Annotated in this window: 24 protein-coding genes and 1 tRNA gene; 21 read left to right on the top strand and 4 right to left on the bottom strand. The window is 64.6% G+C overall.

What is annotated here, in order from left to right; all coding sequences use genetic code 11:
- Window positions 1-75: 75 nt before the first annotated feature.
- The gene (locus ACSBQT_RS00770) at window positions 76-1,473 is read right to left on the bottom strand and encodes an SPFH domain-containing protein (RefSeq protein ID WP_410710112.1); all 1,398 of its coding nucleotides are present in this window, start codon (window positions 1,471-1,473) and stop codon (window positions 76-78) included.
- Between the two features lie 140 nt (window positions 1,474-1,613).
- On the opposite strand from ACSBQT_RS00770, the gene ACSBQT_RS00765 reads away from it, so the two are divergent.
- The 12 genes from ACSBQT_RS00765 (at window position 1,614) to ACSBQT_RS00710 (ending at window position 11,901) form a co-directional block, all read left to right on the top strand.
- The gene (locus ACSBQT_RS00765) at window positions 1,614-3,143 is read left to right on the top strand and encodes an alanine/glycine:cation symporter family protein (RefSeq protein WP_410710111.1); all 1,530 of its coding nucleotides are present in this window, start codon (window positions 1,614-1,616) and stop codon (window positions 3,141-3,143) included.
- Between the two features lie 107 nt (window positions 3,144-3,250).
- Window positions 3,251-3,568: a chorismate mutase gene (locus tag ACSBQT_RS00760; protein WP_410710110.1), complete on the top strand. Its 318-nt coding sequence runs from the start codon at window positions 3,251-3,253 to the stop codon at window positions 3,566-3,568.
- Window positions 3,569-3,818: 250 nt separating this feature from the next.
- A complete protein-coding gene (rplU, locus tag ACSBQT_RS00755) occupies window positions 3,819-4,127 on the top strand; it encodes a 50S ribosomal protein L21 (RefSeq protein WP_025776790.1) in 309 nt (102 codons plus the stop codon).
- A gap of 15 nt (window positions 4,128-4,142) precedes the next feature.
- On the top strand, window positions 4,143-4,394 hold the full coding sequence (gene rpmA, locus ACSBQT_RS00750; RefSeq protein WP_435000590.1) for a 50S ribosomal protein L27: 252 nt from the start codon (window positions 4,143-4,145) through the stop codon (window positions 4,392-4,394).
- A gap of 100 nt (window positions 4,395-4,494) precedes the next feature.
- Window positions 4,495-6,060 carry a GTPase ObgE gene (gene obgE / locus ACSBQT_RS00745; protein WP_435000589.1) on the top strand — a complete coding sequence of 522 codons (1,566 nt, stop codon included), beginning with the start codon at window positions 4,495-4,497 and terminating at the stop codon, window positions 6,058-6,060.
- Window positions 6,057-7,223: a glutamate 5-kinase gene (proB, locus tag ACSBQT_RS00740; RefSeq protein WP_435000588.1), complete on the top strand. Its 1,167-nt coding sequence runs from the start codon at window positions 6,057-6,059 to the stop codon at window positions 7,221-7,223. The genes obgE and proB overlap by 4 nt, the downstream gene beginning before the upstream one ends.
- 3 nt (window positions 7,224-7,226) lie before the next feature.
- Window positions 7,227-8,516, top strand: a complete 1,290-nt coding sequence (locus tag ACSBQT_RS00735; protein ID WP_410710107.1) for a glutamate-5-semialdehyde dehydrogenase — start codon at window positions 7,227-7,229, stop codon at window positions 8,514-8,516.
- Between the two features lie 176 nt (window positions 8,517-8,692).
- Window positions 8,693-8,854, top strand: coding sequence for a hypothetical protein (locus tag ACSBQT_RS00730; protein WP_167443897.1), 162 nt, complete (start codon window positions 8,693-8,695; stop codon window positions 8,852-8,854).
- Window position 8,855: 1 nt separating this feature from the next.
- Window positions 8,856-9,461 (top strand): nicotinate-nucleotide adenylyltransferase, encoded by a 606-nt coding sequence (gene nadD / locus ACSBQT_RS00725; protein WP_264801570.1) that lies wholly within the window; start codon window positions 8,856-8,858, stop codon window positions 9,459-9,461.
- The gene (locus ACSBQT_RS00720; protein ID WP_435000587.1) at window positions 9,454-10,878 is read left to right on the top strand and encodes a hypothetical protein; all 1,425 of its coding nucleotides are present in this window, start codon (window positions 9,454-9,456) and stop codon (window positions 10,876-10,878) included. Before nadD ends, ACSBQT_RS00720 begins: the two co-directional genes overlap by 8 nt.
- Window positions 10,879-10,930: 52 nt before the next feature.
- On the top strand, window positions 10,931-11,308 hold the full coding sequence (rsfS, locus tag ACSBQT_RS00715) for a ribosome silencing factor (protein WP_264801572.1): 378 nt from the start codon (window positions 10,931-10,933) through the stop codon (window positions 11,306-11,308).
- The gene (locus ACSBQT_RS00710; RefSeq protein WP_410710105.1) at window positions 11,305-11,901 is read left to right on the top strand and encodes a histidine phosphatase family protein; all 597 of its coding nucleotides are present in this window, start codon (window positions 11,305-11,307) and stop codon (window positions 11,899-11,901) included. The genes rsfS and ACSBQT_RS00710 overlap by 4 nt, the downstream gene beginning before the upstream one ends.
- 94 nt (window positions 11,902-11,995) lie before the next feature.
- Here ACSBQT_RS00710 and ACSBQT_RS00705 read toward each other — a convergent pair whose 3' ends face one another.
- A complete protein-coding gene (locus tag ACSBQT_RS00705) occupies window positions 11,996-13,135 on the bottom strand; it encodes a glycosyltransferase family 4 protein (protein WP_435000585.1) in 1,140 nt (379 codons plus the stop codon).
- 122 nt (window positions 13,136-13,257) lie between these two features.
- Here ACSBQT_RS00705 and ACSBQT_RS00700 point away from each other — a divergent pair, with 122 nt between their 5' ends.
- Genes ACSBQT_RS00700 through ACSBQT_RS00675 form a run of 6 tightly spaced genes read left to right on the top strand, consistent with a single transcriptional unit; the run spans window position 13,258 to window position 19,159 of the window.
- On the top strand, window positions 13,258-16,296 hold the full coding sequence (locus tag ACSBQT_RS00700; RefSeq protein ID WP_435000584.1) for a DUF4040 family protein: 3,039 nt from the start codon (window positions 13,258-13,260) through the stop codon (window positions 16,294-16,296).
- On the top strand, window positions 16,293-16,625 hold the full coding sequence (locus ACSBQT_RS00695) for a sodium:proton antiporter (RefSeq protein ID WP_435000583.1): 333 nt from the start codon (window positions 16,293-16,295) through the stop codon (window positions 16,623-16,625). The genes ACSBQT_RS00700 and ACSBQT_RS00695 overlap by 4 nt, the downstream gene beginning before the upstream one ends.
- Window positions 16,622-18,139, top strand: coding sequence for a monovalent cation/H+ antiporter subunit D family protein (locus ACSBQT_RS00690; RefSeq protein ID WP_435000582.1), 1,518 nt, complete (start codon window positions 16,622-16,624; stop codon window positions 18,137-18,139). The genes ACSBQT_RS00695 and ACSBQT_RS00690 overlap by 4 nt, the downstream gene beginning before the upstream one ends.
- The gene (locus ACSBQT_RS00685; protein WP_435000581.1) at window positions 18,139-18,513 is read left to right on the top strand and encodes a Na+/H+ antiporter subunit E; all 375 of its coding nucleotides are present in this window, start codon (window positions 18,139-18,141) and stop codon (window positions 18,511-18,513) included. Before ACSBQT_RS00690 ends, ACSBQT_RS00685 begins: the two co-directional genes overlap by 1 nt.
- Window positions 18,510-18,770, top strand: coding sequence for a monovalent cation/H+ antiporter complex subunit F (locus tag ACSBQT_RS00680; RefSeq protein ID WP_039210778.1), 261 nt, complete (start codon window positions 18,510-18,512; stop codon window positions 18,768-18,770). The genes ACSBQT_RS00685 and ACSBQT_RS00680 overlap by 4 nt, the downstream gene beginning before the upstream one ends.
- Window positions 18,770-19,159, top strand: a complete 390-nt coding sequence (locus tag ACSBQT_RS00675) for a cation:proton antiporter (protein ID WP_435000580.1) — start codon at window positions 18,770-18,772, stop codon at window positions 19,157-19,159. The genes ACSBQT_RS00680 and ACSBQT_RS00675 overlap by 1 nt, the downstream gene beginning before the upstream one ends.
- A 45-nt stretch (window positions 19,160-19,204) precedes the next feature.
- Here ACSBQT_RS00675 and ACSBQT_RS00670 read toward each other — a convergent pair whose 3' ends face one another.
- Complete coding sequence (locus ACSBQT_RS00670; RefSeq protein WP_369864079.1) at window positions 19,205-19,927, bottom strand: alpha-ketoglutarate-dependent dioxygenase AlkB family protein; 723 nt, start codon at window positions 19,925-19,927, stop codon at window positions 19,205-19,207.
- Window positions 19,928-19,983: 56 nt separating this feature from the next.
- On the opposite strand from ACSBQT_RS00670, the gene ACSBQT_RS00665 reads away from it, so the two are divergent.
- Complete coding sequence (locus ACSBQT_RS00665; RefSeq protein ID WP_435000579.1) at window positions 19,984-20,652, top strand: alpha/beta fold hydrolase; 669 nt, start codon at window positions 19,984-19,986, stop codon at window positions 20,650-20,652.
- Between the two features lie 85 nt (window positions 20,653-20,737).
- Here ACSBQT_RS00665 and ACSBQT_RS00660 read toward each other — a convergent pair whose 3' ends face one another.
- Window positions 20,738-21,949, bottom strand: coding sequence for an NAD(P)/FAD-dependent oxidoreductase (locus tag ACSBQT_RS00660; RefSeq protein ID WP_435000578.1), 1,212 nt, complete (start codon window positions 21,947-21,949; stop codon window positions 20,738-20,740).
- 162 nt (window positions 21,950-22,111) lie between these two features.
- On the opposite strand from ACSBQT_RS00660, the gene ACSBQT_RS00655 reads away from it, so the two are divergent.
- Together ACSBQT_RS00655 and ACSBQT_RS00650 are read left to right on the top strand one after the other, a co-directional pair.
- Window positions 22,112-22,184 (top strand) — tRNA-Ala (locus tag ACSBQT_RS00655).
- 117 nt (window positions 22,185-22,301) lie between these two features.
- Entirely contained in the window at window positions 22,302-22,658 is a 357-nt protein-coding gene (locus ACSBQT_RS00650) for a DoxX family protein (RefSeq protein ID WP_435000577.1), read from the top strand.
- The last annotated feature ends 50 nt before the right edge of the window (window positions 22,659-22,708 follow it).

Raw genomic sequence — 22,708 nt, 5'->3', positions numbered from 1 at the left:
GCAGAAGACAGCGCCCCGCCGACGGATGACGTCGACGGGGCGCAGTCGCGTGCGGTGAACTCCGGGTCCTGGCGGTCAGCCTGCCGACTGCTGGTTGCGGGTGGTGCTGATCGTCGGCTGTGCGGCCTGGTCACCGCAGAGGACGATCATCAGGTTCGATACGAGGTCGCTGCGTTCGGTCTGCCCGAGCCTGACGATCTGCCGTCCTTCGATCTCCTCGATCGCCGTCTCGACCATGCCCACAGCTCCTTCGACGATGAGCTGACGGGCGGCGACGACGGCCGTGGCCTGTTGGCGCTGGAGCATGGCACGGGCGATCTCCGGAGCGTAAGCCAGTTGCGTGATGCGCGATTCGATGACCGTGACGCCTGCGGCCATGACGCGGGCGGCGACCTCATCGGAGAGCCGTGAGGTGATCTCGTCTGCGTTGTCGCGCAGCGACATGCGGCGCGGATCCGAGGAATCGTAGGCGTAGGAGTTCGCGATGTGCCGAACGGCGGTCTCTGCCTGGATCGCGACGAACTCCTCGAAGTCATCGACCTCGAACATCGCCTGTGCGGTGTCGCGGACCTGCCAGACGACCACAGCGCCGATCTCGATCGGATTGCCGTCGAGGTCATTGACCTTCAGCGTCGAGGTCTCATGGTTGCGGATGCGCGTCGAGATCTGATCCTTCGTGTAGAAGGGATTGACGAATCGCAGACCCGACTGCCTGACCGTTCCGACGTACTTGCCGTAGAGCTGGAGGACGACGGCATGTCCGGGCGCCACCGAGGTGCAGCCCTTGAACAGGAACATCGAAGCGATGAAGCTGAGGACGGCGACGATGAAGAGGACGACACCGACGACGACTTGGGCGAAGGTCATGACGAACCCGATGATGCCCAGGAGCACGGCGAGGAGCAGCAGGACGATGGCGCCGACGATGGCGAAGTAGCCCGAAACCCCGCCTGCCGGCTTCTCTCGGACACGTTCGCCATCGGGGGAGACGATGCGCGTGGGGACAGAATTCCCCTGCCCCGAGGCAGATGGGCCGCGGTGGGAATCCGGTGTCTGCACGGGCGACCGTCTGGTCCCAGGGGGAGAAGTCTGTGGCGAGACGGGCCCGGACCCGGCGGCCGGACCCGGACCCGGATCGGCGGGCTGTCCGTCCGAGCGGGGTCTCTGCGGTGCCGGTGGCAGCGGTGCGCCTTCACGGTGGTGCGGTGGCGCACCGGTGTTCGCCTGAGCACCGGCCGGCGGACCGTACGGCGCCGTCGTTCCCGAGCCGCCGACCGCCCCGGACTGAGCGCCCTGCGAACCATAGTGGCCGTTGGGATTCGTCACGGCTTCGGCTCCGGGATAGGCAGCGGGCTGACTGTGTCCGGCCTGGATATGAGTGCTCGGATCTCCGCTGGGGACGGGGCCGCGATCAGTGGTCGGGTTCGACGCTCGAGTGGGTCGCTGATCTGGCTGCTGGGGGTTCTGAGTCATGCTCCCAGTCTAGGCCAGGTAATGAGACGGGAATCTCAAACAGTCGTGGAACGGCCAGTTTCGTAACGGTTCGATAACTGAAACCGTCCCACAACTTGGAACGCTTGAATGTGACGCAAGTCTCAGTAGGTTGTCACACTATGAACAATCTTCATATCTCAGCAGCGCCGGCCTCGCCGGTCGACGGTGCCATCAATTCCTGGTTCGATCCGATCGCGACATGGTTCGGCAGTATCATCTTCTTTCCGATCACCATCGGAGAGATCTCTTTTCCATTCGTCGTTCTGTGGCTGATATTCGCCGCAGCGGTCTTCACGGTCTACTTCGGCTTCATCCAAGCTCGAGGAGCGAAGCTGTCGCTCGAGATCATCCGCGGAAAATTCTCCTCGAAGTCCGATCCGGGTGAGGTCAGCCACTTCCAGGCACTGGCTTCTGCGCTGTCGGGCACCGTCGGTCTCGGCAATATCGCCGGTGTCGGAGTGGCCATCGCCCTCGGCGGACCTGGAGCAACCTTCTGGATGATCGTGGCCGGACTTCTGGGTATGTGCACGAAGTTCGTCGAATGCACCCTCGGAGTGAAGTACCGCGAGATCGACGAGAACGGTGTGGTTCACGGTGGTCCGTTCAAGTACCTCCCTGTGGCCTTCCGCCGCTTCTCCAAGCCGGTGGCCACGGTGCTCACCGGACTGTTCGCCATCGCCATCCTCATCTTCGGCGTCGTCGGCGGCGGAATGTTCCAGGCCAACCAGACTTTCGCCCAGGTCCGCACGGCCACCGGCGGCGATGACGGATTCCTGGCCGGCCCCTTCGCCTCGCTCGTCTTCGGAATCATCTTCGCCGCTCTCGTCGCCCTGGTCATCCTCGGCGGCATCCGCTCCATCGCCAAGGTCACCGACAAACTCGTACCCGGAATGGCCATCTTCTATGTCATCTCGTGCCTCCTCGTGCTCGGACTCAACTACGCGAACATCCCGAACGCCATCGGCGAGATCTTTGCCGGCGCGTTCAACCCGCAGGGTGTGGCCGGCGGCATCGTCGGAGTCATGATCATCGGCTTCCAGCGTTCGGCCTTCTCGAATGAGGCAGGAATCGGATCAGCTGCGATCGCTCACTCGGCGGTCAAGACGCGTCGCCCCATCTCCGAGGGATTCGTTGCACTCCTCGAACCATTCATCGACACTGTCATCGTCTGCACGATGACGGCACTGACGATCATCGTCGCCAACCAGGCGTCGTACCGGGAGGATCTGGGTGCCGGTGAGATCGGTGGAGTGGCACTGACTTCGGATGCCTTCTCCACGGTCGCCTCGTGGTACCCGATCCTGCTGGCCATCGCCGTCGCACTGTTCGCCTTCTCAACCCTCATCACGTGGGCGTACTACGGTGAGCAGGCATGGAGCTACCTGTTCGGCAACGCGAAGGCCAGTGTCACGGTTTTCCGCACGCTGGTCTGCCTCTTCGTCGTCGTCGGCTGTGTGGCGACCTTCTCCAAGGTCGTCGAGTTCGCGGATGCGGCCCTGTTCATGTGTGCCTTCATCAACATCCTCGGCCTCTACCTGCTCATGCCGGTGGTCAAGAAGGAGATGAAGAAGTATCTCGCCGATCGCAAGGCCGGGACTCTGAACGACCCGGACACCACCGACGCTGTCCCGGTCGACCAGCCCGCCTGAGTCTCGACCGCCTCGAGACAAGAGCGACGCCCCGATCAAGGATGCCTGTGCCCCGTGCCATTCGGACGCGGGGCACAGGCATGTCCAGGCATCGATAGACTGGGAGCGTGGATGAGAACAGAGACGACAGAACACGCGCAGTCGCCCGGCTGCAGGAGCTGCGAGGCAGCATCGACAACATCGATGCCTCCCTCGTTCACCTCCTCGCCGAACGCTTCAAACTCACCGAGCGAGTCGGCGAACTCAAAGCCGACCATGGTCTGCCCCCGGCCGACGAGTCTCGGGAAGCCAGGCAGGTCGCCCGGCTGCGAGAACTCGCCGAGGAGTCCCATCTCGACCCGGAGTTCGCCGAGAAGTTCCTCGCGTTCATCGTCGCCGAGGTCATCCGCCGGCACGAGCGCATCGCGGAGTCACGCGAAAGCTGAGTCAAAGCGTCGGCGGCAGTCGCCCGCCACAGGGGGGTGGACGAGAGATGGCTCACATCGGGCAGGTCTTCCACTCGAGCAAGGGCGACGGGTTTGCCGTTGCTGTGCACTCTCGACTAGAATTGATCGTCGGTGCGCGTGACGCACCACGGCTGGTGATTCCTCTCAATGGGATGTCTGCGGGACGCGTTCTGCGGCAGCCAAGGGACAACCGCCGTTCGTTTGTTTTCAACAGAAAGAGGGTTCGACCATGGTCTATGCCATCGTCCGCGCCGGAGGCCACCAGGAAAAGGTGAGCGTCGGCGATATCATCACAGTCAACCGAATGAAGGCGAAGGCTGGAGACAGCGTCGAACTCGATGCCGTACTTCTTGTCGACGGTGAGACGGTCACGACCGATCCCGACGCTCTGGCGAAGGTCTCGGTCAGCGCTGAGGTCGCCGGTGAACTCCGCGGTCCCAAGATTGTGATCCAGAAGTACAAGAACAAGACCGGGTACAAGAAGCGTCAGGGCCACCGCCAGGACCTCACCCGTCTGAAGATCACGAACATCAAGTAAGAGGAGACTTCTCACATGGCAAGCAAAAAGGGAGTCAGCTCGACCCGCAACGGTCGCGACTCGAACCCACAGTACCTCGGCGTGAAGCGCTTCGGCGGCCAGGCCGTCAAACCCGGCGAGATCATCGTCCGCCAGCGCGGAACCAAGTTCCACCCCGGAGCGAATGTCGGCCGTGGAGGAGACGATACCCTCTTCGCACTGACCGCAGGTGCCGTGGAATTCGGAACCCGCAACGGTCGCAAGATCGTCAACATCGTCGGAGCCTGATCCTTCCCGGATCCGTTCCGTCGTCAATATGATCTCTCCCTGAAAAGGGAGCATGAAGGGTGAGTCGAACGACTCACCCTTCATCTGATATAAGGACATTATGGCCACCGAGTTCGTAGACCGTGTCACCGTTCACCTCGCCGCAGGCGCGGGTGGGAACGGGTGTGCCTCGATCAGGCGCGAGAAATTCAAACCGCTCGGCGGGCCCGACGGCGCCGACGGCGGCAACGGCGGCAACATCATCTTCCGCGTCGACCGTCAGACCACCACCCTGCTTCCCCTGCACCACCGTCCGCACGTGCGTGCCGACGACGGCGGGATCGGCAAGGGCGATCTGCGCCATGGTGCCGACGGCAGAGACCTCATCGTCGACGTCCCCGAGGGCACCGTGGTGAAGAACACCAACGGCGACGTCATCGCCGACCTCGTCGAGGGGGGAACCGAATTCACCGCAGCAGCCGGTGGCCGCGGCGGGCTCGGCAATGCCGCGCTGGCCTCGACGAAGCGCAAGGCCCCCGGCTTCGCGCTCCTCGGAGAGCCCGGACAGACGCTCAGCCTCGTGCTCGAACTCAAGACGATCGCCGATATCGCCCTCGTGGGATACCCATCGGCGGGCAAGTCGAGCCTGATCGCTGCGCTGTCGGCCGCCAAACCGAAGATCGCCGACTACCCATTCACGACACTCGTGCCCAACCTCGGGGTCGTCCAGGCCGGCGACACCCGCTACACGGTCGCCGACGTTCCAGGACTCATCCCCGGCGCATCTGAGGGCAAGGGACTCGGCCTCGAGTTCCTCCGCCACGTCGAACGCTGTGCCGGCCTCGTCCATGTCATCGACATGGCCACCTGGGAGCCCGGACGCGATCCCGTATCCGACCTCACGATCATCGAATCCGAACTCGCCGCCTATGCCGTCGACCTCGACGACGGGAGCGGACTCCTGCCGCTCTCACAGCGCCCGAAGCTCGTGGCGCTGAACAAGGTCGACATCCCCGACGGTCGCGACCTCGCCGATATCGTCCGGCCCGATCTCGAAGCCGCCGGATACCGGGTCTTCGAGATTTCGGCAGTCAGCCATGCCGGTCTGCGGGAACTCTCGTTCGCCATGGCCGAGCTCGTGCTCGCCGAACGGGAACGTCGTGCCGAGATCGAAGCGACACCGCAGCGCGTGGTCATCCGTCCGAAGGCCGTCGACGATCGCGGATTCGAAGTCCGTTCCGAACGCACCTCCGACGGACCGCTGTTCCGCGTCCTCGGTGACAAGCCTCGTCGCTGGGTGCAGCAGACGGACTTCGGAAACGACGAAGCCGTCGGCTACCTCGCCGACCGCCTCGAGCACCTCGGCGTCGAAGAGGCTCTTTTCAAGGCTGGAGCGAAACCCGGCGACACCATCGTCGTCGGCGGAGACGACGGCGTCGTCTTCGACTGGGATCCCACAACCGTCGGTGGAGCAGAACTGCTCGGCTCCCGCGGATCGGACGCCCGACTGGACGAGGAAACGCGCTCCACACGCAAGGAACGCAAGGCCGCTTATCACGAGAAGATGGACGCGAAGGCCGCCATGCGGGCCGAGTTCGAACAGGAGCGGTTGGCCGAACGCGCCCACCGCGAGAGCCGCCTCGGTGCACCTGCGACGGAGTCTGGTGAGGGAGCCGGCGAGGAGTGACCGCCGCAGCTCAGGCGGATTCTTCCGCAGGATCGTTCCGTGACGACATCGCCCGAGCCCGTCGCATCGTCGTCAAGGTCGGATCGTCCTCGCTGACGACGATCGACGGCGGACTCGACGAAGCCAAACTCATCGCGCTCACCGATGTCATCGGGGCCCACCGGTCTGCCGGTCATGAGGTCATCCTCGTCTCCTCCGGCGCGATCGCGGCCGGTCTGGAGCCGATGGGGCTGAAGAAGCGCCCTCGAGACCTCGCCAGCCAGCAGGCAGCGGCCGGGGTCGGTCAGGGACTGCTCATGGCCGCATACACGCGGGCGCTGGGACGCTACGACCTCGTTCCCGGTCAGGTGCTGCTCACCGCCGATGACCTGATCCGACGCACCCAGTACAAGAACGCCCAGCGAGCCATCGACAAACTCCTGGCTCTGGGCACGATGCCCATCGTCAATGAGAACGATGCCGTGGCCACCGAGGAGATCCGCTTCGGAGACAACGATCGGCTGGCGGCGCTCGTCGCTCATCTGGCTCACGCCGATGCGCTCGTGCTTCTCTCCGATGTCGATGCGCTCTACTCTGGACCCCCGGATCAGCCCTGCTCCCGCCTGATCGGCCGTGTGCACGGACCCGGCGATCTCGACGACCTCTCCATCGGAGGTGTCGGGACTGCCGGCACCGGCACCGGCGGAATGGCCACGAAGGTCGACGCCGCCATCATGGTCGCCGATTCGGGGATCCCGGCCGTGCTGACCTCGGCACCGCAGGCCGCCTCGGCGCTGGCGGGGGAGACCGTGGGCACATACTTCGCGGTCACCCACAGACGACGGGGCACCCGCCTGCTGTGGCTGCGCCATCTCGCTCGGACCTTCGGATCGGTCACGATCGACAGAGGAGCCGAAACAGCCGTGCTCTCCCGGGGGACGTCCCTGCTCGCTGCGGGCGTCACCTCCTGCCGCGGGGACTTCGAAGCAGGGGACCCGGTCGAGATCCGCAATCTCGACGACGAGGTCATCGCCCGCGGTATGACCAACTTCTCCTCGGACGAGCTGCCGCTGATGTTCCGTTCCACAACCGAGGAACTTGGCACCCGTCTGGGAAGTGACTACCGTAAAGAGGTCATCCATCGAAACGATCTCGTTCTCACACAAGTGAGCGGGGGGAGATAACCCATGACAGCAGCAGCCGAGATCCACCCGAAGACTGTGCGCGGCGTGACCCGCATCGTGCGCAACGCCAAGTCCGCCTCGAGCCTGTTGTCGACGACCTCGACCGCCGAGAAGAACGCTGCTCTCGGTGCCATCGCCGAGGCGCTGCGCGGCAACACCGACCGCATCGTCAAAGCCAACGACGCCGACATCGCCGCCGGCACCGAGAACGGAATGAGCGAGGCTCTGCTCGACCGTCTGCGCCTCGACGCCGATCGCATCGCAGCGATCGCGGACTCCGTCGAGGACGTCATCGACCTCGCGGATCCCGTCGGCGATGTCGTCGTCGGACGCACCCTGCCCAACGGCATCCGACTCACCCAGAACCGTGTCCCGATGGGTGTGATCGGTGCGATCTACGAAGCCCGCCCGAACGTCACCGTCGACATCGCCGTTCTCGCACTCAAATCTGGAAACGCCTCCGTCCTGCGCGGAGGATCGGCTGCGCAGAACTCGAACACTGAGATCATCTCCATCCTCCGGCGAGCCGTCGAATCGGCGGGACTGCCGGCCGACTCGATCAACGGCATCGACCAGTACGGGCGCGAAGGCGCGAACGTGCTCATGCACGCCCGCGACTACGTCGATCTGCTCATTCCCCGAGGTGGCGCCGACCTCATCAACATGGTCGTGCAGGAATCGATCGTGCCCGTCATCGAAACCGGTGTGGGCAATGTGCACATGTTCATCGATTCCACCGCCACGGTGAAGACCTCCGTCGACCTCGTCCTCAACTCGAAGACGCATCGACCCAGCGTGTGCAACTCGCTGGAGACCCTCCTTGTGCATGAGAAAGCCGCGAAACGCGTGCTGCCGAAGATCCTCGAACGCCTCGACGGCGCCGGGGTCATCGTCCACGCCGACTCGGACGTCTCGGCACTGGCGCCGGCCGGGATGAAGGTCCGACGGGTGTCGCGGCGCGACTGGGCCAAGGAGTACCTGGGACTGGAGATCGCGATCAAGCTCGTCTCCGGCATCGAAGAGGCCATCGACCATATTCGTGCCTACAGCTCCGGCCACACCGAGGTGATCGTGACGAAGGACCTCGACAACGCTGATACCTTCGTCACCGCCATCGATGCAGCGGCGGTGGGAGTCAACGTCTCCACGCGATTCACCGACGGGGGAGAGCTCGGCTTCGGTGCGGAGGTGGGCATCTCCACCCAGAAGCTGCATGCTCGCGGCCCCATGGGACTCGAACAGCTGACGACCACGAAATGGGTGATGATGGGCAACGGCCAGGTCCGTTCCTGAGCCCGAATCGGCTCCGACACTCCGCGATCAGGGTACTCACCGCCCGACCAGGGGAGACATCGGAGGGGGAAGAAGTCATGTCGATGCCGGATTCCCCGATGGTTCATGAGAAACTGAGAAGGTAACGACCCCGAAGCGCTCTGTGCGCGACGGATCAATGAGTAAGGAGAAATGACGTGAACGCAGCCATCATGGCCGCCGCGGCCGAAGGTGGGGAGCACGCAGCCCACGTGGAGCTGCCGATGGATCCGATCTGGTACGGACTCATCACCCTGGCGATCTTCATCACGATGGGCATTGTGTCTCGGTCGTGGAAGGGCATCTCGCACCGCCACTGATATGGCAGAGCACAGACGCAGAGTCGGTGTCATGGGCGGCACCTTCGACCCCGTCCACAACGGCCACCTCGTCGCGGCAAGTGAGGTCCAGGCGACCTTCGACCTCGACGAGGTGGTTTTCGTCCCCACGGGACGGCCGTATCAGAAGGACGTCGAAGAGGTCAGCAGCGCCGAGCACCGGTACCTGATGACTGTCATCGCCACGGCATCGAATCCGCGGTTTACCGTCTCTCGAGCCGACGTCGACAGACCGGGTCCGACCTACACGATCGACACGCTGCGCGACCTCGCCAGCAGCTACGGTCCCGAAACCGAGTTGTTCTTCATCACCGGCGCGGACGCTTTGGCTCAGATCTTGACGTGGAAGAATGTGGATGAGCTGTTTTCCCTGGCGCATTTCGTCGGGGTCAGCCGGCCCGGGCACGAACTCCACGGTGAGGGACTGCCGGTCGACCGGCTGAGTCTCGTGCAGATCCCTGCGCTGGCGATATCGTCCACGGATTGCAGACAACGGGTGATGGATGGTGCACCCGTCTGGTACCTCGTACCGGACGGCGTAGTGCAGTACATCGCGAAATACGAGTTGTACAGGAGTGAGAATGGCTGAGGAGCAGTTCACGTCACGTCGAGCACGGCGCGAAGCCGAAAGGCTGGCGGCGGAACAGGCGTTCGAAGCACGAGAGGTTCCTGAGCAGCCGAAGGAGGCTCCGAACTCTCGCGCCGGACTCCTCAGTCCGCTGCCCCCGAAGAAGCCCGGTGCGAAACCCGCCGCTGAGACCAGCGACGACACCGCCTCGCGCATCGACCCCGAACCCTCGCCGCGGACCAGCCACGAACGCGGCGCCCTGGCATCGGACCACCCGCAGGAGTCCCGGCCGCCGGTGCATGCCGAAGACCGTCTCGACCCGACACGGACCCCGTTGCCGCACTTCCAGTCGCGTGCCGAGAAGAAGAGATACCTGCGCGAACACGGACTTTCGCAGTACGGCGATCTGTCCACCGGCGCTATGCCGGTTGTGGCCGATGAGAAGGAACTGGCCGAACGGCAGGCCGCAGCCGAAGGTCGACTGACCGGACCGATCCCGGAAATCTCGGATTCTGAACCCGCGGACTCGAGCTCGGAAGCTGCGCCGGCAGCAGCAGACTCCGACGAAACACAGGCTTCGGCAGCCGCCGCGACGGAACACGAATCCTATGACACCGCCGGTTTCGGGGGAGCAGCTGATGAGGTCGCCGCCCGCGATTTCGAAGCTCCAGTCACTCCTGCCTCGGCTCCGCGGCCGTCGACGGTGGAGAGCGAACCCTATGACGCACTGTCGATGCCGTACTCGGCTCTCGACGGCGACGCTCCTGCACTCGGCACCGAGGACGAGGACGAGACGCCTGCCGAGAACTCGGACGGGCCGGACTCAGAGGATCAGAACGCCTCAACCGACGAGCCTGCCACGGGTGCTGCCGCTGCAGCAGATCCCGCGGATGAACCTGCCCCGGAAGACAAGCCGGCCTCGAAGCCTGAGGCAGATGCCGTCGACGAGTCCGAGCCTTCGTCTCGGTCGCGACGGATGCCGATCGTGCAGCCGCCCTCGACCTCCGGAGTCCGAGTCGTCACTGCCGCCTCGGCGCAGATCCCCGAGGTCGACGAGCCCCGCAAGAGCGATGCTCGCGGGCCGCAGACCGCGGCGCCCGGTCGTGCCGAAGAGTCGCAGTCCGGCTCGGCCTCTGAGGGTTCCGGCGAATCGGCCGGCGACTCAGGTTCCGATGACGCGGCGCGCGCCCTGGCCGCCAACCCGGAGACCCGGCCGATGGAAGCAGTGCCCGAAGCCTGGTCGCTGCCGAATGCCGACTACGAAGACGAAGAAACCGTGAACCCTCCCGGCTCACGCATCCGTGCCAGCTCGGTGACCGGGCAGGACGGTCAGATCCTCATGGGCGAAGAGCCTTCGAAGATGCCCTATATCGTCCTCGGCGTGGCCGCGTTCTTCGCCCTGGCCCTCATCGTCATCGCCCTCGTCATGTTCCTCTGAGCAACACCCGGGACACACCACCTCGACAACCGCATCCATGCGAAAGGATCTTGTGAGCGAGATCGCCGAATCCACCCAGTTGCTTCGAACCGCGGCCAAAGCCGCGGACGAGAAGCTCGGAACCGACATCATCGGCCTCGATGTGAGCTCCACGCTCTATATCACCGACGCGTTCCTCATCGTCTCCGCCGATAACGAACGCCAGATCGGTGCGGTCATCGACGCTATCGAACAGGAAGTGCAGCTCGTCCACGACCGCACTCCGCTGCGCCGCGAAGGCCGGGGAGGGGACTGGGTGCTGCTCGACTTCGGCGAGATCGTCGTCCATGTCTTCTCCGCCGAACAGCGCGAATACTACGCGCTCGAACGGTTGTGGAAGGACGTTCCGGTCATTGATCTGCAGCTGCCGGAACCCGGCTCGGAGACATGACGAAGACCGTTCTGTTCTGGCGTCACGGACAGACGGACTTCAACGTCGCCGGTCGATTCCAGGGGCAGTCCGACGTCCCCCTCAACGATACGGGCCGAGAGCAGGCTGATCAGGTCGCCAGGCGGCTCGCCGAACTCGGACCGGAACTCATCGTCTCCTCCGACCTCTCGCGCGCCGCTGCGACCGCCGACAGCTTGGCGACACGCGTCGCTGTCGAACCCGTTCGCGATGAGCGGCTGCGGGAGACCGCCTTCGGCGAATGGGAAGGCTCCACCCGCGCCGAGGTGGCGGAGACCTGGCCGGACGAACTCGCCGATTGGGCCTCCGGAGCGGACATCGCACCTCCCGGAGGAGAATCGCGTACCCAGTCGGGCCGTCGTGTCGCCGACGCCATCACCGATATCGTGCAGTCCGCTGAAGCCTCGACGATCGCTATCGTCGCCCACGGTGCGGTGCTGCGCGCCGCTGCCGAAATCCTCCTGGAGATGAACGGGACAGGCCGGCTCGGGGTCCTCGGAAACTGCGGTCACGGAGAGTTCGGGTACACCGGCGACCAATGGGTTCTGCGCAGTTGGGGCACGCTCTCCCACTGAGTTGTTCGGTCGCACCGCTGCGGGCTCGGCCATCGGCTGAACGCGCCCTTGCGGAACCCGAGGCCCTCACCCGTGCATCAGTGTCCGCTCGGACTCAGCCGTCGCTCTTGCGGTCGGCAGCGACTGATCTGATGAGGTCGACCAGCGACTCTGCCGACTTCGCCCAATCGAAGACCTGTGACTGACGCCTGCCGGCTACGGACTGTTCGGCCCACCTGTCGGCATCGGTGAGCCGCTCGATCGCGTGCGCGATCGAGCGCGGATCTTCCGGGTCGAAGTATTCGGCCGCCTCAGCGGCGATCTCTCGGAAGATCGGAATGTCCGACACGGCCACGGGCACTCCCTTGGCCATCGCTTCGATGACGGGCAGACCGAAGCCCTCCTCCCGCGAGGCCGTGACCAGGGCCGTCGATTCGTCGAGCAGTCGTGCATACTCCTCATCGCTGATCCCCCGATGGAAGACGACCTTCGCCCGGTCGGGAATGAGGGCTCGCAGCTGAGCTTCCCTTCGGCCTTCGATGCGGCTGGCGATGTGCAGGGTCCACCCCGGCAGGTGCTCGAGCGCGCGGATGAGGGATTCGACGTTCTTGTACGGCAGGAACGCGCCCATGTAGATGAGGGTCTTCGCATCGTGCCGGTTCACGGTCCGCGCCGGCGCTGTGACCGCCTCGGCGGCATTGGACACGACCTGCACCGGTCGATCCGTCAGCCGGTGGGCGGCGATGAGATCCTTCGTCGTCTCGGAGACGGCCGCTACGGCATCAGCACGATTGAGCAGCAGCCGCTGCGGGACGAAACTCAAATGATATGCCCGCCACAGCAGTCTCACTGGCAGCGGCAGATCGCCAGGTGGTTCGGGGTGGGAGTAGTAGATGAGATCGTGGATGGTGAGGATGAGGCCGTAGCGGCGACCGAACGAGCCCATCGTCTGCATCGTCGAGAACACGACATCGGCGCCCAGTGCATTGAGCTTTCCGGCGATGGCCACCTCGGCGGGGGAGGTGGGGTCACCCAGCTGCACCCACGAACATGCGGGAAGCAGCGCCAGCTGTGCTTCATCGCTGATGACCACGGTCACGTCGATCTCTGTACCCTCGACGGCCGCCAGTAGGGCCGAGAGCAGACACGAACCGTAACGGGAGATCCCGTCGTGATGGGTGGTGCGGGTGAAGCGCGCGTCGAAGAAGACCGACAGCCTCGGGAACGGGTCGAGGCTCTTTGTGCTTTTGCTCATGGAACTCCGAGTCGATAGTCTGATTCTTCGAAAGTCTGTGTTTTGCAGAACGCGCACCTTGCGATGAAGGATCAGTGAGTGAACGAACGATCACCTGTGCCTGCGGCCGTTGAGGCCCGGTCATGATCCTAACGCTAATCGCTCTGGCTGCACTCGTGGTGCTCACTCCCGTCCTCACCCGTTTCGCGGGACGCGAGAGCGGCTGGCCGTTGGCGATCGCCTATCTCGGCGTGGCAGCCCTGTTCACTCCCACCGCCGCCGAGGTGATGACCGGGCAGAATCCGGAAGTGTCCTACCCGTGGATTCCCAGCTTCGGCGTCGACCTGGCGCTGCGGGCCGACGGAATCGGTGTCGTATTCACCTATATCGCACTGATCATCGGTGCGGTCGTATTCATATATTCGACGCGCTACCTCAGCCCCGGACGCAATACGAGCTTCTACTGGCTGATGGTGATCTTCACCTTCTCCATGGTCGCCCTTGTGCTCACCAACGATGTGCTCGTGCTGTTCGTGTGCTGGGAGCTGACGTCCCTGGCCTCGTTCTTCCTCATCGCCCGGTCCGGATCTCCTGGGCAGGCACCGGCGCTGCGGACGATGTTCTTCACCTTCATTGGCGGCCTCAGTCTGCTGGTGGCCACCGGAGTGATCATCGCCGTGACCGGCACGACGAACCTCGCCGAGGCGATCAGCTCCCCGGTCTGGGCGGGCCAGCCCGAAGTCACGACGCTCGTGGCTCTGCTCGTAGGCGTCGCAGCCATGACGAAGTCCGCTCAGTTCCCGTTCCATCCCTGGCTGCCCGACGCGATGGCCGCCGCCACGCCAGTCTCGGCCTACCTGCATGCCGCTGCCGTCGTCAAAGCCGGCATCTTCCTCATGCTTCGGTTCTCACCGACCTTCCACGCCACACCGGCATGGAATATCCTGCTAGTGACGGCGGGTCTCCTCACCGCTTGCCTGGGCGGCTGGTTCGCGCTCAACCAGCATGACGTGAAGAAGCTCATGGCCTATTCGACCGTGTCTCAACTCGGTCTCATCACCGCGGTCATCGGCGTCGGCACCGAGGCGGCGATCGCCGCCGCCACCCTCCACGTCATCGCACATGCACTGTTCAAGTCCGGTCTGTTCATGATGGTCGGCGTCGTCGACCACCTCGCCGGCACCCGTGACCTGGCTCGGATTCCGAAACTCATGCGCTCCGCCCCGGCGGCGTTCACGGTGATGATCATCGGCTGTGCGTCCATGGCGGGGATTCCGCCACTGTTGGGATTCGTGTCCAAGGAGGCTCTGTTCACTGCGCTGAGGGAAGCCCCGGGCGGGCCCTGGGCCGGTTGGGCGGCTCTGCTCGTCGCCGTCGGCGCCTCGGTGCTCACCTTCGCCTACTGTGCGAAGACAGTCTGGGGCAGCTTCATCGACGGCCGCGAGCCCGAAGAGAGTCAGATCCATCGCGGTTCACCCGTCATGCTCATTGCAGCGGCCCTGCCGATCCTGGCCTCCATTCCCCTGAGTTTCGTCCTCTACCTGCTCGACACCCCGCTCGACCAGGTGGTCCGGGCAGCGGTGCCGACGGCCTCGGAGTCCGTGCACCTGGCACTGTGGCACGGATTCAACGCAGAACTGCTCGCCTCTGGGCTCATCATCGCCATCGGCGTGTTCATCATCCTCCGCCGGTCGCGCGTCTTCGTGTTCTTCCACAAGGCCACTCTGCCCTTCGACGGGGCCGACGTCATCGATGCGCTGACGAAGAATCTCAAACGCCTGGGATACGGGCTCTCCGCCTTCGTCCGTCCCATGAACTCGGGCCCCTATCTCGCTCTGTCGCTGGGCGGACTGAGCGTGCTCGCCATTGGGGCCGTACCTGTCGTCTTCGCCGATCTGCCGCCGCTCCAGGCCAACCTGAGCCGTCCTGTGGACGTGATTCTGCTCGTCCTCATCACCGTGGCGGTGCTCGTCCTGTGCACCTCGCATTCGCGGCTGACCACCGTTGTGGCCCTCTCTGCCATCGGCATCCTCGCCACCGTGCAGATCCTCGCGCTCGGCGCCCCCGACGTCACCCTGACACAGCTGCTCGTCGAAGCGATGACGATCATCGTCATCATGCTCGTGCTGCAGAAGCTTCCACGCTCATTCTGGAAGTACCCGAAGCGCAAACAGACACCGCGTCTGCTCCTGGCGATCATCGTCGGCGCGAGCGTTGCCGGGCTGACCCTGGCGCTCAACGGCCGTCGGGAGCGCTCCGCACTCGGCCAGTACTACCTCGACAAGGCTCCGGAGATCAGCGGCGGAGACAACATCGTCAATACGATCCTCGTCGAATTCCGTGCTCTCGACACCCTCGGTGAGCTGACTGTCCTCGGCATGGCCGGAATCGCGATCGTCGCGGTGATGTCGACGGTCAAGGACAAGTTCATCGACCCGCCGGCCGAGAACATCCCGGAACCGCCCAGGCCCCCTTGGGTGTCGATCCGGCCCAAGGGCACCACCGCATATCGTGCTGTTCACGAGGCATGGCCGAACGTCATCCCGCTGCAGCTGACCCTGAAGGTGCTCGGACCGCTGCTGGCGGTGAGCTCCCTGCTCATCTTCTGGCGCGGCCACAACTCCCCGGGAGGCGGATTCATCGCCGCCCTCGTCGGTTCTGCCGTCATCGGTCTGGCCTACCTGTCCACGCCGAAGGACCGGGCGCTCGGCCCGCCGCGTGCGCCCCTCTACCTCATCGGCTCCGGAGTCGCGACTGCGGTGGTCACCGGAATCATCGGACTGCTGTTCGCCGGTTCGTTCCTGCAGCCGCTGCACACCGAGTTCGCCGGCCAGCACTGGACGACGTCGATGCTCTTCGACGTCGGGGTCTACCTGGCGGTGCTCGGCCTCATGCTGCTCTCGTTCAACCTCCTCGGTGTCTCGGACTCCGCAGCCACGCCGGCCGGCGACGATGTGCTCACCAACGGCATCATCCGCCGGGACGTCGAACGCACCCGCGAACGTGCCGATGAGCTGCTCTACGGTGAGCTGAGCGGTCCGATGGAGGCCATCCGCGGTGAACGCCCCGAACGCGGCCGTCGCCGTGGGGCCGAAGAGTCCGATGAGGCGAAGGTGCGTGCGAACTCGACCCATATCCTCCGAGGGGATCCACCGACCGACGGAGACGAGGAGGAAGCATGATCCTGGCACTGACGGTCGGCGTCCTCACCGCCGGCGGCGTCTACCTCATGATGCAGCGCTCCATGGTCCGGGGAGTCTTCGGTCTCACCCTCATCTCCCATGCCGCGAACTTCATCCTGCTCTCGGCAGGAGTCGGCGCCTGGAGAGGCGAACCTCTGGCGGGGCGCGGTGACCTCGCCGAGGCGGCCGATCCGCTGCCTCAGGCCTTCGTCCTCACTGCCATCGTCATCACCCTGGCAGTGACGATCTTCATGCTCGCCCTGGCTGTGCTCGGCCACGACGACGACCAGAAACGCAATCCCGAGACAGGGGAGGAGCGCGACTCATGAACTCCGCACTGCTTCTTCTGCTCATCGGCATCCCGCTTCTGGCCTCCGCGCTGAGCGTGCTCATCACCTCACGCACTTTTGACCGGCTGCTCCTGCTCGCCGTTCCCGTGTTCGTCGGCGGCAGCGGCGTCGCCCTGCTCGGCGTGCATGCTTCGACCCCGGTGATCGCCCATTCGGTCGGCGACTATGTGCCCGGCCTGGCGATCGTGTTCGTCTCGGACACGTTCACCGCGCTCATGCTGGTGCTCACCTCGCTGGTCGCGTTCGTCAGCAGCCTGTTCCTGGTCTCCACCGGTGAGGACCAGTACCGATTCGTCCCGGCGCTCATCCTGATGATGCTCACCGGTGTCTACGGTGCGCTGCTGACCGGTGATCTTTTCAACTTCTTCGTCTTCGTCGAAGTGATGATGCTGCCCGCCTACGCACTCATCGCCGTCACCGGCACCTGGCGCAGGCTCGGCATCGGACGTCTCTACGTCATGGTCAACCTGCTGACCTCGACGATGCTGCTCATCGGCGTCGGATTCGTCTACGGCGCCACCGGCACCGTCAACCTCGCCGTCCTGGCAGATCAGGGACGTCCGACCGGACAGGCCGCGATCGCTCTGGGCGTGGTGCTGCTCTCTCTGCTCATCAAGGCCGGCGGCGCACCCTTCCACGGGTGGCTCGTCCGCAGCTATCCGAACACCTCGGCGGGCATGATGTCGCTGTTCTCCGGTCTCCACTCGAAAGTCGGACTGTATGCGATCTACCGCATCTACACCACTGTCTACGGTGAGCCTGCTCCGTGGGCGACCGCTATTCTCATCGTCGCGGTGGCGAGCATCCTCATCGGTGCGATCTCCGGATTCGGGCAGGTGCGAGTGCGCAATGTGCTCGGGTTCCAGATGACCGCAGGCGTGGGCCACATCCTCATCGGCGCCACCCTGCTGACCTCGGCGGCCCTCGGTGCCGGCGCCTTCTACATGATGCACCACATGGTTACGATGGCAGGCCTGCTGCTCATCATGGGCGCCGTCGAACAGACCTACGGCACCGGTTCATTCCGCAAGCTCTCAGGGCTCGCCTCACGGGAGCGTTGGGCGACCATCCTCATGATCCTCGGCCTCTTCTCTCTCGTCGGTCTGCCGCCGACCTCCGGGCTGTGGGGCAAGGTCGGCCTCGTCAGGGCCTCCACGGACGCCGGCGGCGGCTTCGGATGGCTCCTCGTCGCAACGATCGTGGCCGGCGCGCTGATCAGTCTGCTGGCGCTTCAGCGCACTTGGCGCAACACCTTCTGGGGACCGCCGATGCAGACGTACCGCCCGGACTCGGCGGAGACCGGGCGCGCCCCGGCCGAACCGATCACGCGCAGCGTGCGCATTCCCGCCCGTCTGCTGGTGCCCGCCACGATCATGATCGGGGTATCCGTTGCGCTCTTCTGCTTCCCGGAGCCTCTGCTCAACCTCACGCACCGGGCAGCCGAGGGTCTCCTCGACCACAGTGACTACATCGAGGCGGTGATGGCACCGTGATGCGACTCATCCACGGCGTCTCCTACGCAGGCTTCATCGTCTGGGCGATCATCACCGGTTCGGCGACCATAGTCGCCCGACTCTTCCGCAGCGACTACGCCCAGCCGATGATCGTCGAACTCCCGATGCGCTGCGCCACCGATCTCGAAGTCACCCTCTTCGCATCGTCGATCACGATCACACCCGGCACCCTGGTGACTGCGATCGCGGCCGGCACGTCGACGACCCCGCCGGTGATCTTCGTCCACGCCCTGTTCGAGGAGTCGGAGGAATCCGCCCTCGTTGGGCTCATCGATATGGAATCGCGACTGCTGGCCATGACCCGTGGTCGGGCACCGGGACCACACGCCGATTCAGTGGGAGGACGCTCATGATCGTCATCGCAAGCATCTGTGCGGTCATCCTCGCCGCCGCCATCGTCATCGGGCTCATCCGCGTGCTCACTGCTCGCGACCAGGGCTCACGTGCGGTGGTCTCTGACCTCATCTACTTCTCGGCTATTGCCATCGTCACCATGCTCGGCATCGCCGTGTCGTCGTCGATCGTCCTCGATGTGATCTTCCTGTCCTCCATGGTGGGCATCCTCGCCACGATCGCTCTCTCCCGGATCCTCACCAGGGGGCACCGCTGATGAACGAAGCACTCGCCACGACCCTCGTCGGGATCTTCGGAATCACCGGCTCCCTGCTGCTGCTCGGATCCGCCCTGGCGATGTTCAGGGTCCGCGACGCGCTGTCTCGGATCAATGTGTTCTCTCCGGCGACCGGGTTGGGCATGCCGTTCATCGTCATCGCCGCCTTCATCTACGACCTCTATTCGTCCGGGTTCTCGTGGAACTCGCTGATCATGGCGGTCATCGCCGTGCTGTGCCTGATCATCGTGTCCTCGGTTGCGAGCAACACCCTGGCAAGGTCGGCGGTGCTGTCCGGACAGCCGGTGTTCCGGAAGACGTCCCCGAACCGGCTGGCAGCGCCGCCGGAAGGGGTCGTCGACATCGACCCCGACGCGAAGGACCCCTGAGCCGACTCAGTCAGTCGGGTCTGCCGGGCAACCGATCGCGTGGACTCAGTCCCGTCCGGTCGTGCGCATCGTGATGTTGATCCTGCCCCCGCCGAGGTGGTTCAGCCGTCCCGCGTCCGGTGCGGTTCCCGGCTGGATCGACCTGACTCCGTGGTAGGCGAAGCGGGCAGGGCCGCCGAAGACGAAGGCGTCACCCGAGGCCAATCGCAGATCCTCGAAGGGACGGTTGCGGGTCTCCGTGTTGCCGAACCGGAAGAGGCATGTATCGCCCAATGACAGGGAGACGACCGGGGCAGGGTCGAATTCGTCCTTGTCCTGATGCATGCCCATCTTCGCGTGCTCGTCGTAGTAGTTCACGAGAGCTACGTCCGGGTGGTAGTCGGCAGGGTCGAAGCCCCAGACAGCGGCGGTCCCCTGGGGGAGATCCTGTGCGTCCTCGACGACAGCGACTGCGGACTCCAGGACCTGGCGGCCAAGACGGGTCATCCAATCGGGGAAGGGCAGCACCACCTTGTCGTTGACGTCGACGGCTCGGCGGTCGTAGCGCCCGGGCTGCCAATGCCACCCCAACCCGATCGTCGTCACGCTCATCGGATGGCCTGCGATCGTCGTGGCATGGGGCGGAACCGGACCGGATTGCCAATCGGCATAGCGGGCGATGATCCACTGCTGCGCCTCGGCGGTGAGGAAGCCCGGTACCCAGACCGCGCCGGGGGCGACGATTGTCGGTCGGCGGTCGAAGGCCTCATCGGCGAAGAGCGAATCCATGTCTACCAGGATGCCAGAGCCGGTTCTAGAATTGTCACGAGACCCGAGGAGACACGATGAACGCAGCCAGTCCGCAATTGATCTTCCTCCACGGCGCCGGTGAGCGTGCCTCCGTCTGGGACGCCGTGATCGCCGGGCTGCCTGGCAATTGGTCGTGCGAGGCGATCGACCTCGGCGAGCTCGGCGTCATCGACGATGGCATGTTCGACTTGTCTGCTGCGGCGGATCGGGTTCTGAAATCGGTCGATGAGGACACAGCGACCGTGGTCTGCGGACTCTCTCTGGGAGCGATGGTGGGCACTGTGGTCGCGGCTGGAGCAGCACCCGGCGCACTCGACGCGCTGATTCTCTCCGGCGGACAGGTCAGACCGCCGAAATGGATGATGCGTCTGCAGTGGCAGATCTCCATCCGACTGCCGGAAGCGGCGTTCGGAGCATACGGTTCGACGAAGACCGAGACCTTGGCCATGTACGCGGCAGTCGAAGCCGCCGATCTGCGGGGCCGCCTCGGCGAAGTGCGGGTGCCGACTGCGGTGTGGTGCGGGACCCGGGACATCGCGAACAGACCTGCGGCCAGGCAGCTGGCGGAAGGCATCGACGGAGCCGAACTCCGATTCGTCCCGGGAATGGGCCACGACTGGCACCGCAACCATCCGGCGGCGTTTGCGGCACACCTGCGGGAATTCGTCGCTGCAGCGCTGGCACGGAAACCGCGGGGCCGGTGACATTCGGATCACCGACCCCGCAGAGTCATCGTTCGCGGGCGCGGCGGCTCGGCTCGGAAACCCTCGGAGTCGGAGCCGGCCCGAATCAGAGTTCGCCGACCGGCACCTGGTCGTCGGCGAGACGATCGGCGCTGACTTCCTTGCCGATGAGGGCGCGGAGCTCGTCGCCGTAGTCCCAGACATTGACGTTCATGGCTGCGGTGACCTTGCCGCCTCGGTGCCAGAACACGATGAATTCGCCGCTGGACTTGTCTCCGCGGATGACGACGTCATCCTCGGAACCGCCGCGACCGACGTATTCCATGCCGAGGTCGAACTGGTCGGTGTAGAAATACGGCTGCCAGTCGTAGGACTTGGTCCCGCCGCTGATCGTCGAGGCCGCGACCTCGGCCTGGCGAACCGCGTTGTCCCAGTGTTCGACGCGCAGACGTTCACCACGCAGAACGTTCTGCGCATTCGCGATATCGCCGATGGCCAGGATGCTGCCGTCGGAGGTGCGCATCTGTTCGTCGACGATCACGCCGTTCTCGGTCGTCAGACCCGCCGAGGAGGCCAGATCGACGGCGGGATCCGCGCCGCTTCCGACGACGACGAGATCGGCGGGAACACTTCCTGCGGACGTTTCGACGACCTCGACCGCGGAGTCACCGGTGAAGGCTGTCGTGTCCGCGTCCTTGAGGAAGTTCACTCCGTTCTTTCGGTGCAGGTCTTCGAAGTACTCTCCGAGTTCCTGCCCGAGGACACCGGAGAGCGGGGGAGCATCGGTGTGGAGGATGACCGTGACATCGCAGCCGTGGGACTTCGCTGCGGCTGCGACCTCGAGGCCGATCCAGCCGCCGCCGATGATCGCGACCTTCTTCCCCTCGCCGACCTGGGACCGGATGGCCACCGCATCCCCGGCGTCGCGGAGAGTGTGAATATTGCCCAGCTGAGCGCCGGGGACATCGAGTGTCCGGGGCACCGATCCTGTCGCAAGGATCACCTGACCATAGGACAGGTCTCCACCGTCGTCGAGGGTGACGGTCTGAGCATCTGTATCGATCGAGTTCACCGAGGTGCCGAAGAACGTCTCGACGTCGTGGGCCGAGTACCAGTCCTCTCCGCGGAGGGCTGAGTCGGCAGGATCCGACCCCTCGATCATCACCTTCTTCGACAGGTCCGGGCGGTAGTACGGAGCCGCGGGTTCGGTGCCGACGAGCGCGATCCGAGCGGTGTAACCGGCATTCCGCAGCGATTCGACCACGGTGCCTCCTGCCAGGCCTGCGCCGATGACGACTGTTCCGAATTCTTCTGCCATTGTCGGTCCTTTCGTAGAGGGGACTCTCTTTCGACTGTACTCGCCGAGATCAAGTGGCTCCACCGACCCCGAACCTGGTGACACACTGTGCCTCACGAGGTCGCATACGGCCCGTGCGATTTTGGCTGAGAACCGGGTGCAGGCGTAAACTGAAAGCGAAAAGGGGCTTTAGCTCAGTTGGTAGAGCGTTTCGTTCGCAATGAAAAGGTCAGGGGTTCGATTCCCCTAAGCTCCACACAGTTCCCCGTCGACTCGTTCAACGGCTTATATTGTGTTGTGGATTTCGTGCATTCGGGGCCAGACTCCGGGGCAGGGGACGCGTCGAAGTGCGCAGAGTCAGGACGGACGTGGAATGAACACGAAGACGGCAGTCATGACCGGCATTCTGGGTCTTGCCGGCGTTGCCCACTTCTCGCGACCCAACCTCTTCGACTCCATCGTCCCGCCTCGGTTGGGCAACCCGCGGTTCTGGACCTACACCAGCGGCATCGCGGAGCTCGGCTGTGCAGGACTGTTAGCCAACCCGACCACCCGGCGCTTCGGCGGTGTCGCCTCTGCCGCGCTCATGGTCGGCGTCTTCCCGGCCAACATCTACACAGTGATCAAACAATGGGACAATCCGAAGGGCCGAGCCATCGCCTGTGCGAGACTGCCTCTGCAGATCCCGCTCGTGTGGGCATCGGCGGCGATCGCCGCTGAAGCCGACTGAATCTCCTGCGCTCCAGACCCTTCAGCTGCGATCTGTACTGATCTGACCAG

The sequence above is a fragment of the Brevibacterium sp. H602 genome (assembly GCF_051172395.1).
Lineage (GTDB): Bacteria > Actinomycetota > Actinomycetes > Actinomycetales > Brevibacteriaceae > Brevibacterium.
This window is presented reverse-complemented; position numbering and strand designations above follow the sequence as displayed.

Bases quoted from the DNA above. Each gene is read 5' to 3' on its own strand.
- ACSBQT_RS00770 (WP_410710112.1), bottom strand. From the start codon at position 1,473: ATGACTCAGAACCCCCAGCAGCCAGATCAGCGACCCACTCGAGCGTCG.
- ACSBQT_RS00765 (WP_410710111.1), top strand. From the start codon at position 1,614: ATGAACAATCTTCATATCTCAGCAGCGCCGGCCTCGCCGGTCGACGGT.
- rplU (WP_025776790.1), top strand. From the start codon at position 3,819: ATGGTCTATGCCATCGTCCGCGCCGGAGGCCACCAGGAAAAGGTGAGC.
- rpmA (WP_435000590.1), top strand. From the start codon at position 4,143: ATGGCAAGCAAAAAGGGAGTCAGCTCGACCCGCAACGGTCGCGACTCG.
- obgE (WP_435000589.1), top strand. From the start codon at position 4,495: ATGGCCACCGAGTTCGTAGACCGTGTCACCGTTCACCTCGCCGCAGGC.
- ACSBQT_RS00735 (WP_410710107.1), top strand. From the start codon at position 7,227: ATGACAGCAGCAGCCGAGATCCACCCGAAGACTGTGCGCGGCGTGACC.
- nadD (WP_264801570.1), top strand. From the start codon at position 8,856: ATGGCAGAGCACAGACGCAGAGTCGGTGTCATGGGCGGCACCTTCGAC.
- ACSBQT_RS00720 (WP_435000587.1), top strand. From the start codon at position 9,454: ATGGCTGAGGAGCAGTTCACGTCACGTCGAGCACGGCGCGAAGCCGAA.
- ACSBQT_RS00710 (WP_410710105.1), top strand. From the start codon at position 11,305: ATGACGAAGACCGTTCTGTTCTGGCGTCACGGACAGACGGACTTCAAC.
- ACSBQT_RS00705 (WP_435000585.1), bottom strand. From the start codon at position 13,135: ATGAGCAAAAGCACAAAGAGCCTCGACCCGTTCCCGAGGCTGTCGGTC.
- ACSBQT_RS00700 (WP_435000584.1), top strand. From the start codon at position 13,258: ATGATCCTAACGCTAATCGCTCTGGCTGCACTCGTGGTGCTCACTCCC.
- ACSBQT_RS00695 (WP_435000583.1), top strand. From the start codon at position 16,293: ATGATCCTGGCACTGACGGTCGGCGTCCTCACCGCCGGCGGCGTCTAC.
- ACSBQT_RS00690 (WP_435000582.1), top strand. From the start codon at position 16,622: ATGAACTCCGCACTGCTTCTTCTGCTCATCGGCATCCCGCTTCTGGCC.
- ACSBQT_RS00685 (WP_435000581.1), top strand. From the start codon at position 18,139: ATGCGACTCATCCACGGCGTCTCCTACGCAGGCTTCATCGTCTGGGCG.
- ACSBQT_RS00680 (WP_039210778.1), top strand. From the start codon at position 18,510: ATGATCGTCATCGCAAGCATCTGTGCGGTCATCCTCGCCGCCGCCATC.
- ACSBQT_RS00675 (WP_435000580.1), top strand. From the start codon at position 18,770: ATGAACGAAGCACTCGCCACGACCCTCGTCGGGATCTTCGGAATCACC.
- ACSBQT_RS00670 (WP_369864079.1), bottom strand. From the start codon at position 19,927: ATGGATTCGCTCTTCGCCGATGAGGCCTTCGACCGCCGACCGACAATC.
- ACSBQT_RS00665 (WP_435000579.1), top strand. From the start codon at position 19,984: ATGAACGCAGCCAGTCCGCAATTGATCTTCCTCCACGGCGCCGGTGAG.
- ACSBQT_RS00660 (WP_435000578.1), bottom strand. From the start codon at position 21,949: ATGGCAGAAGAATTCGGAACAGTCGTCATCGGCGCAGGCCTGGCAGGA.
- ACSBQT_RS00650 (WP_435000577.1), top strand. From the start codon at position 22,302: ATGAACACGAAGACGGCAGTCATGACCGGCATTCTGGGTCTTGCCGGC.